Genomic DNA, 8,326 nt, shown 5'->3' with positions numbered 1-8,326 from the left:
GTCTGGTATTGACAGGTGGTGGGAGGAATACAATGCCATTTAAATTTAAAAAATGTGAAATAGATGGACTTATTCTTGTTATTCCAAAGGTATTTGGAGATGAACGTGGCTTTTTTATGGAGACATACAAAAACTCAGAGTTTGTAAAGGCAGGAATAGATGAAGATTTTGTCCAAGACAACCATTCAAAATCCATAAAAGGTGTGTTAAGGGGATTGCACTTTCAAAAATCACCTTGTGAACAAGGAAAGTTAGTAAGATGTATAAAAGGGACTATCTTTGATGTAGCAGTGGATATCAGAGAGAATAGCCCTACATTTGGCAAGTGGTATGCAACAATTTTGAGTTCTGAGAATAAAAAAATGCTATGGATACCAAAGGGATTTGCCCATGGATTTTTGACCTTGTCAGATACAGCTGAGATAATTTATAAGGTATCAGGTGCTGAGTATAGTCCTGATCATGATGTAGGTATTAGGTGGAACGATCCAACCATTGGAATTAATTGGCCTTTTAAAGAATTTGGCATAAAGATGCCCATACTTTCTGCTAAAGATGAAAAATTACCTTTTTTAAAAGAGATTGAAGTATAATTTATGTGGAGTAAGAGATGGAAAGGATACCATTAGCAGAATTAATAGAGAGTGAGTTAAGTGCAGCGATATTTGGATCAGACAAACAAGCTATAAAGAGAATAAGCATTCTGTTAAGTGAAAAGATTGAGAAGATAGAAGAAGTAGAACTTGAACAAGAAGAGACCAAATCAGATCTAAAAGTCTTGATAGAATTAGTTAAACAGGGCTTTGAAGACGTAAATAGACGCTTTGAAGATGTGAATAGAAGATTTGAAGATGTAAATAGCCGCTTTGAAGATATAAATAGGCGTTTTGATATGATGTTTAAATTTATGAGTATTGGATTTACAGTAATAACAATATTGATTGTGGTGTTTAAATTTATTCATTGATTTCTAGCACGAAGATATAACTCTAAATTTTTTATTTAGGAAATGAAATGGTAAAAGGATATAATACATTACTTGTTACTGGGGGAGCTGGATTTATAGGGTCGAACTTTATTAGATATATTTTTAAAAAAACAAAATTTAAAGGCAAAATTGTAAATATTGACAAATTGACGTATGCAGGAAATTTAGAAAATCTTATAGATATTTATGAGAAATATAGTGGAGAGAGATATTTTTTTGAAAAAGTGGATATATGTGAGTTTAATGACTTAGAAAAAATCTTTGAGAAATATAATCCAGATGCAATTATTCATTTTGCAGCAGAATCACATGTAGACAGGTCTATTTATGGACCAAAGGATTTTATAACTACTAACATTATAGGTACTTTTAATCTACTTGAAATTGCGAGAAAGTTTTGGTGTAATAGATATGATGTTACAAGGTTTCATCATATTAGTACAGATGAGGTATATGGTTCTTTGGGGGATATAGGATATTTTTATGAACATACTCCTTATGATCCAAGGAGTCCATATTCCGCCTCAAAGGCCTCATCCGACCATCTGGTAATGGCATATTTTCACACTTATGGAATGAATGTTGTAATAACCAATTGTTCAAATAATTATGGGCCTTATCAATTTCCAGAAAAGCTTATCCCCCTCATGATCCTAAATATGTTGGAAGAAAAGCCCCTTCCTGTTTATGGTGATGGAAAAAATGTAAGGGATTGGTTATATGTGGAAGATCACTGCAGTGGGATTTGGTTAGTTTTAAATAGAGGAAGGACAGGAGAAAAGTATAACATTGGTGGGGAAAATGAGTGGCGTAATATAAATCTTGTAAATAAACTTTGTGAAATTGTTGCAGAAAAAACTGCTAAGCCCAAAGACTTTTATAAAAAGCTTATAACCTTTGTGAAAGACCGTCCTGGGCACGACAGAAGATATGCTATAAATTGTGATAAAATAAAAAAGGAACTTGGCTGGAGCCAGAGTGTGGACTTTGAGACTGGCCTTGGTAAGACAGTTGATTGGTATCTGAACAATCAAAAGTGGATAGACAATGTGAAATCTGGGCAATATAAAAAATGGATGGAACTAAATTACGTCAAAAGGAATTAAGTTAATCTTTAGCCGTTACACGTATGTCTATTTGAGTGAGGAGAAGATCAAATGAAAGGCATCATCCTAGCAGGTGGGAGTGGAACAAGATTATATCCCATAACTATACCAATTTGTAAATAGCTTTTACCAATTTATGATAAGCCAATGATTTATTATCCATTGTCCACATTAATGTTGGCTAATATAAGGGATATACTGATTATTTCGACGCCAAAGGATACTCCCAGGTTTGAGCAACTGTTTGGTGATGGATCTAAGTATGGTTTGAATATTTCTTACAAGGTTCAGCCAAGGCCAGAAGGTCTTGCACAGGCTTTTATCATTGGTGAAGACTTTATTGGTGATGATAACGTGTGTCTGGTTTTGGGCGATAATATATTTTATGGCCACAATTTAACTACACTTTTAAAAAAAAGTGTAGAAAAGATAGAAAGAGATGGGGGAGGGATTATTTTTGGTTACTATGTAAAGGATCCAGAAAGATATGGAGTGGTGGAATTTGATGGATATGGAAATGTTATAGGTATTGAAGAAAAGCCAAAAGAGCCAAAATCAAATTATGCTGTCGTGGGACTTTATTTTTACGATAATGAGGTTGTGAAGATTGCAAAACAGGTAAAGCCTTCCTGGCGAGGGGAGTTGGAAATCACTTCTGTAAACCAGGCGTACCTTAAAAAGGGTAATCTGTCAGTAGAATTAATGGGACGTGGTTATGCATGGCTCGATACTGGAACAGTGGCTAGTTTGTTGGAAGCAAGTAAGTTTGTGAAGATTATTGAAGATAGGACCGGTCTTAAAATTGGGTGTATTGAAGAGATTGCCTATAGGAATAAATGGATTTCAAAAGAACAACTTATAAAATTAGCTGAAATTCTACAAAAAAGTGGATATGGAAAATATTTAAAGAGGATAGCCGAAATTTGAATCTGTCCAGTTAAACTTTTAAATGGATATAATACCCTCCTTTAGAAACATGATATATTAAAGAACCAGTTAAAATGTTATTCAAATGTACGTGAGGAAGAAGTATATTAGTTAAAGTCTTAATTCAAATTTTTTGTGCTCCTTGTCATAGTCAATATATTGACACTCAATATCTTCTACTCTGCTAACAACTGGTCCACGGGCCAATTTCCCTTTAAACTCTTCTAATTTTTCCTTGTCTCCCTGGGCCAAAACCTCCACACGGCCATCGTTTAAATTCCTTACCCAGCCGCAGATCCCCATTTGATCCGCAATACCCTTGGTCCATGCCCTGAAACCAACTCCTTGCACCTTGCCGCTGATTAAACAATGTAAGCTTTTGACCATAAGGCCCTCCTTTTTCTATTTTTCAACAATTGCTTTTGCAGGGATAAGGCCACTGGCGGCTGCAGCAACTATATTCCCTGCAACACCTGCCCCATCTCCTGCTACATATAATCCTTTAATTTTTGTTTCCAACTTGTTGTTTGTCTCTATTTGTGTGGAAAAAAATTTAATCTCTGGAGCATAAAGCAGGGTTTCATCATTTGCTACCCCGGCAATTACCCTGTTTAACATTTCCAGCCCTTCTACTATATTTGTCAAAATCCGCTCAGGAAGCGCCATTGCAATGTCACCACAGGTCACATTTTTTAGGGTTGGGACAATAAATCCTTTTTTTATCCTATTCCACGTACTCCTCCTCCCCCTTTTTAAATCTCCAAACCTCTGCAAAATGGGTTTTCCCCCTCCAATTAATGTTGCCAGATTACCAATTGATTCCCCATATCTATGATTATCAGTAACAGGCTCAGTTAAGACTACCTTTGATAAAAAGGCAAAATTGGTATTTTCTGACTTTTTATCCATATAGGCATGTCCATTTACACACACAAACTTTTTGTAGTTTTCCATTGTAACATAGCCACCTTTATTTGTACAGAAGGTTCTAGTTTGATCGTCGTACTTTTTGGTCTGGATGAAAAAAGTTGGGTCATAAATCACGTCAGTTATATCGTCCATGATATCATTTAACACTTCCACCCTCACTCCCACCTCTATGCCTCGTTGGAGCATCCCTATATTGTATTTTTTTGCCAGAGATACCAACCAATCGGAACCTATCCTCCCAGGTGCCAATATAACATTTCTTGCAAAAAATCGTCCTTTAGATGTAACTACGCCAATAATATTGTTATTCTCTATAATTATGTCCTGCACATCTACCTTTGTGAGGATATTGACCCCCTTTGAAATTAAGTAGTTCATTATATCATCTATATATTCAGGGAGGCGGTCTGTTCCAAGGTGTTTTTGTTTTATAATGAGAAGCTCTATTCCTTCTTTTCTGGCCTCTTTTCTGATATTTTTTGCCTTTTTTATATCTGTTGGAAAAACTTCTCCATCCATACCAAATTTAGAAAAAATAGACTCTGTTTCTTCAATAAGAGAATTAGCATCTTCAATATCCATGAATTGGGTTAGATCAGTCCTTCCCAATTTTGGTATAAAGTTTAATTTTCCGTCACTAAAGAGTCCCGCACCACCAATGCCACTCATTATATTACACGGCTCACAGCCTCTACATTTATTATCTTTTGACATGGGGCAGATTCTTTTTTTAGGAGCTTTTCCTCTTTCTAAAATCAAGACTTTTAAGTTTGAGTTAGTGGCTATATAATATCCTGCAAATAATCCAGCAGGTCCTCCTCCAACAATTATTACATCAAATTCTTTGCCCATTTTCCATCCCTTTAATATAGTCCAGCATATTTTTTTATGCTTTTTCTATAGGCCAATATCCCTTGAACAACGCCATTTGCTATACTTTTTAAGTATGAATATGTCCTAAGTTTTCTTCTATCTTGTGAATTTGTAATGTATCCAATTTCTATTAAAATAGCAGGCATTCTTGCACCCATGAGCACATAAAAGGGCGCCTGTCTAACACCATTATTTTCAGGTCTATATCTCTTACAATTTTGAAGTATCTTATCTAAGACCTTAGACGCCAGAATTGAAGACTCCTTTATTTTTGAGTTTAACATAAGATCTGTTAAAATCAATTGAAGATCACTAATTTTTTTGGTGGATACAGCATTTTCCCTTGCTGCAACCCTGATTGCGTCTTTTGAACTGGCTATATTTAAATAATACACCTCAATACCTCTAACACGCCTGTTTCTATGGGCATTTACATGAATAGAGATAAAGAGATCTGCACCCATTGTGTTGGCCATTACTGTCCTCTCTTCAAGGGGGATAAACTTGTCTGTTGTGCGCGTATATAATACTTTAAAGCCCTTTTGCTTTAACATCTTGCCCAGGATCTTTGCCAGCCTCAAATTTATGTCTTTTTCCTTAAGTCTTCCAAAAATGGCTCCAGGGTCCTTTCCTCCATGACCTGGGTCTATCATAATTGTCCTGATATCTAATCCCAGTTGTTCAATTAAAGATTCAGACACCTTTTGGGACTTTTTTACAGCCTCTTTAACTAATTTTACATTTCCTAGATTCCTTTTCCCATTAATATCCACCACAACTCTAAATGGATTTTCCAGCGCAAATACCTTAAAATTTTTTATATGATGCACATAGAGAACAAGCCTTACTACATTTTTTCTAAATTGGGCAAATCTTACCTGATACAAAAAATTTTTCTTTAGCTCTATTTTTTTTATACTTAAAAGGTTTTTGGGCAAAAATGCACCTTGTAGGTCAACTACTAACCTGGAATATGGATTTCCTTTTAAAACAAACTTTCTTAATTTTACCTCATCAGTTAAATCAACAACTACCCTTGCATAATCTTTATTTGACCATTTTCTAATATTTAAAACTTTTGCAATACCTTTGGCCTTTTTGGCAAAGCTACTTTTTGATTTTTTCCTCTTAGTTAAGTTTACCTTTATTTTTTTTAAATATTTATCATCGAGTTTTTTTAATAATTTTTGTGCCTCATCTACTTTATCACCTTTGGGATACATATTGACTATGTAAAGGAGATCAATATATGCATCTTCAATATTTTTAAGTCGATTTAGCTTTATTTTAGCTGAATAGAGCTTGGCATCGTCTCCCCATGAGTGACCAGGATATCTCTTTACCAAAAGATCAAAATACTTAATAGCCTTCAAAAAGTCCTTTTTTAAATATGACCTTTTACCAAGTTCTTGATAGGTTCTCCCAATATAATACAGAGATTTTGGTGCAAAGGGACCTTTTTTATTGCATATGTATGCCTTATAAAAGAGATCCTTCACTTTGAGCCAGTTGTTTCTATATCTGGATTTCTTTTTATCTTTTTTTAGAGAATGAAAACTCTTATATCCCTTATAAAAAAGACCCCTACATGAAGCTGAATAAGATGTATGAGTAAAAGTGCAAAAGAATATTAAGAAAACTAAAAGAGCCAATTTTTTCATCATCTCTCTATTCCACGGTTACGCTTTTTGCTAGATTTCTTGGTTGATCCACGTCTTTACCAAGATATACAGCCGTTTCATAGGCAAAGAGCTGTAGTGCTGGCAAGATTAAAAAGCTCGTTAAGATACCCCCTAAATCAGGGACTTGCCAGATATGGTTTGCTGGTACTTTAACATCTGGGTTGGTTAGACAGATAATAGGCCCTTTCCTGGCCTGTATTTCCTTTATATTTGAGACCACTTTATCAAATAAATGGTTCTTTGTGGCGATCACAAAGCTGGGAAATTCTGGATCTATCAATGCAATAGGGCCATGTTTCATCTCCCCAGCAGCATATCCCTCTGCATGAATGTAAGAAATTTCTTTCAACTTTAGAGATCCCTCTAAGGCCAGGGGATAATTCAGGCCTCTTCCTAGATAAAAAAAGCTCCTTGCAAAGCTGTACCTTACACAAAGCTCTTTGGCTCTCTCCCTTATCTTTGGGAGTTCCTTTTCAAGGATATTCGGTAAATCTTTAAGTCCCATTATAAGTTGATTGTATTTGTCTGGTTCCATCAAATTTTTCTTCTCTGCAAAATATAGGGCCATTAATAAAATAACCACCATCTGGGAACACATGGCTTTGGTTGATGCAACGGAAATCTCTGGACCTGCCTGGGTATATAACACTTTATCTGATTCCCTTGCCACAGATGATCCCACTACATTACAAATTCCAACCACTTTAGATTCCATTTCTTTTGCCATTCTAAGTCCTGCCAGGGTATCTGCTGTTTCTCCAGATTGACTTATAACCACCACTAAATCATCTTTTCTTATCAGTGGATCTCTATACCTAAATTCAGATGCTATATCCACCTCAACGGGGATCTTTGCAAGGGATTCAAAAAGATATTTCCCCCAAAAACCCGCATGAAATGATGTGCCACACGCAACTATGTGAATCTTGTCTGGAATACCAAGGTCATTAAGCTCGTTTAGTAAAATCCTTTTTGTTTTGTAATCTACCCTTCCTGCAAGGGCATCAAAAATAACCCTGGGCTGCTCCATTATCTCCTTGAGCATAAAATGTTTATAACCACCTTTTTGTGCAAGACTAACATCCCATGGAATAGTTTTGATTTGTTTTTTTATTTTTTCCCCTGTTTCCAGAGAATAGACATCCACATGTTCAGTTGTTAGTCTGGCAATTTCTCCATCTTCTAAAAAAATAACATCTTTTGTATAGGGCAAAAAAGCAGGGACATCTGAGCCTATAAAATTTTCTCCAACACCTATCCCCACAATTAGAGGACTGGAATGTTTTGCGGCCCAGAGTTCCTTTGGTCTATCTGAAAACATCACTCCAATTGCATAGGAACCTTGAACTTGTTTTAAACAATATCTTATTGATGTTAGGGGATCTTGTGTCCTGCTATATTTTTCTGATATTAGATGGACTAGCACCTCAGTATCAGTATCTGATCTAAAATCTATTCCTTTGGCTTTGAGGGATTCTTTTATCTTGGTGTAATTTTCTATAATCCCATTGTGGACAACACATATATTCCCAGATAAGTCCATATGTGGATGGGCATTTTTTTCATTGGGTACCCCGTGGGTTGCCCACCTTGTGTGTCCCAGTCCAATAGTTGTATGCAAAGGATCATTTGAAAAAACCTTTTCCTCTAAAATGGAAATCTTCCCCTCTGATTTTATTACTTTTAATTTCCCTTGTTGAATATATGCTATGCCAGCAGAATCATATCCACGATATTCAAGCCTTTTCAAACCTTCCAATAAAATAGGCACTGCAGGCCTGTGACCAATATATCCAATAATTCCACACATATCTTTCCCC

General features: G+C 35.6%; 7 protein-coding genes and 1 pseudogene. 4 read left to right on the top strand and 4 right to left on the bottom strand.

All coding sequences use genetic code 11. From position 1 onward, the window contains the following. Window positions 1-32: 32 nt before the first annotated feature. The 4 genes and pseudogenes from rfbC to rfbA all read left to right on the top strand — a co-directional run bounded on the left by rfbC (window position 33) and on the right by rfbA (window position 3,021). The gene (gene rfbC, locus ACY2V1_RS04735) at window positions 33-593 is read left to right on the top strand and encodes a dTDP-4-dehydrorhamnose 3,5-epimerase (protein WP_461833650.1); all 561 of its coding nucleotides are present in this window, start codon (window positions 33-35) and stop codon (window positions 591-593) included. A 17-nt stretch (window positions 594-610) separates the two neighbouring features. After that, a complete protein-coding gene (locus tag ACY2V1_RS04730; RefSeq protein WP_461833648.1) occupies window positions 611-967 on the top strand; it encodes a GSKIP domain-containing protein in 357 nt (118 codons plus the stop codon). A gap of 47 nt (window positions 968-1,014) precedes the next feature. Next, a complete protein-coding gene (gene rfbB, locus ACY2V1_RS04725) occupies window positions 1,015-2,094 on the top strand; it encodes a dTDP-glucose 4,6-dehydratase (protein WP_461833647.1) in 1,080 nt (359 codons plus the stop codon). A gap of 51 nt (window positions 2,095-2,145) precedes the next feature. Continuing rightward, window positions 2,146-3,021, top strand: a pseudogene (rfbA, locus tag ACY2V1_RS04720) (glucose-1-phosphate thymidylyltransferase RfbA). Between the two features lie 111 nt (window positions 3,022-3,132). Here the strand turns inward: rfbA and ACY2V1_RS04715 are convergent. From ACY2V1_RS04715 to glmS, 4 genes are read right to left on the bottom strand one after another with little or no spacing between them, the layout of a single operon-like run. After that, the gene (locus ACY2V1_RS04715; RefSeq protein WP_461833646.1) at window positions 3,133-3,408 is read right to left on the bottom strand and encodes an acylphosphatase; all 276 of its coding nucleotides are present in this window, start codon (window positions 3,406-3,408) and stop codon (window positions 3,133-3,135) included. Between the two features lie 15 nt (window positions 3,409-3,423). After that, entirely contained in the window at window positions 3,424-4,803 is a 1,380-nt protein-coding gene (locus ACY2V1_RS04710) for an NAD(P)/FAD-dependent oxidoreductase (RefSeq protein WP_461833645.1), read from the bottom strand. Between the two features lie 11 nt (window positions 4,804-4,814). Continuing rightward, window positions 4,815-6,488 carry an N-acetylmuramoyl-L-alanine amidase gene (locus ACY2V1_RS04705; protein ID WP_461833644.1) on the bottom strand — a complete coding sequence of 558 codons (1,674 nt, stop codon included), beginning with the start codon at window positions 6,486-6,488 and terminating at the stop codon, window positions 4,815-4,817. A 4-nt stretch (window positions 6,489-6,492) separates the two neighbouring features. Further along, a complete protein-coding gene (gene glmS / locus ACY2V1_RS04700) occupies window positions 6,493-8,316 on the bottom strand; it encodes a glutamine--fructose-6-phosphate transaminase (isomerizing) (protein WP_461833643.1) in 1,824 nt (607 codons plus the stop codon). Between the last annotated feature and the right edge of the window lie 10 nt (window positions 8,317-8,326).

It is taken from the genome of Desulfothermus sp. (assembly GCF_053993635.1).
Note: the sequence above shows the minus strand (reverse complement) of the source record. Positions and strands in the feature narration are given on the sequence as shown.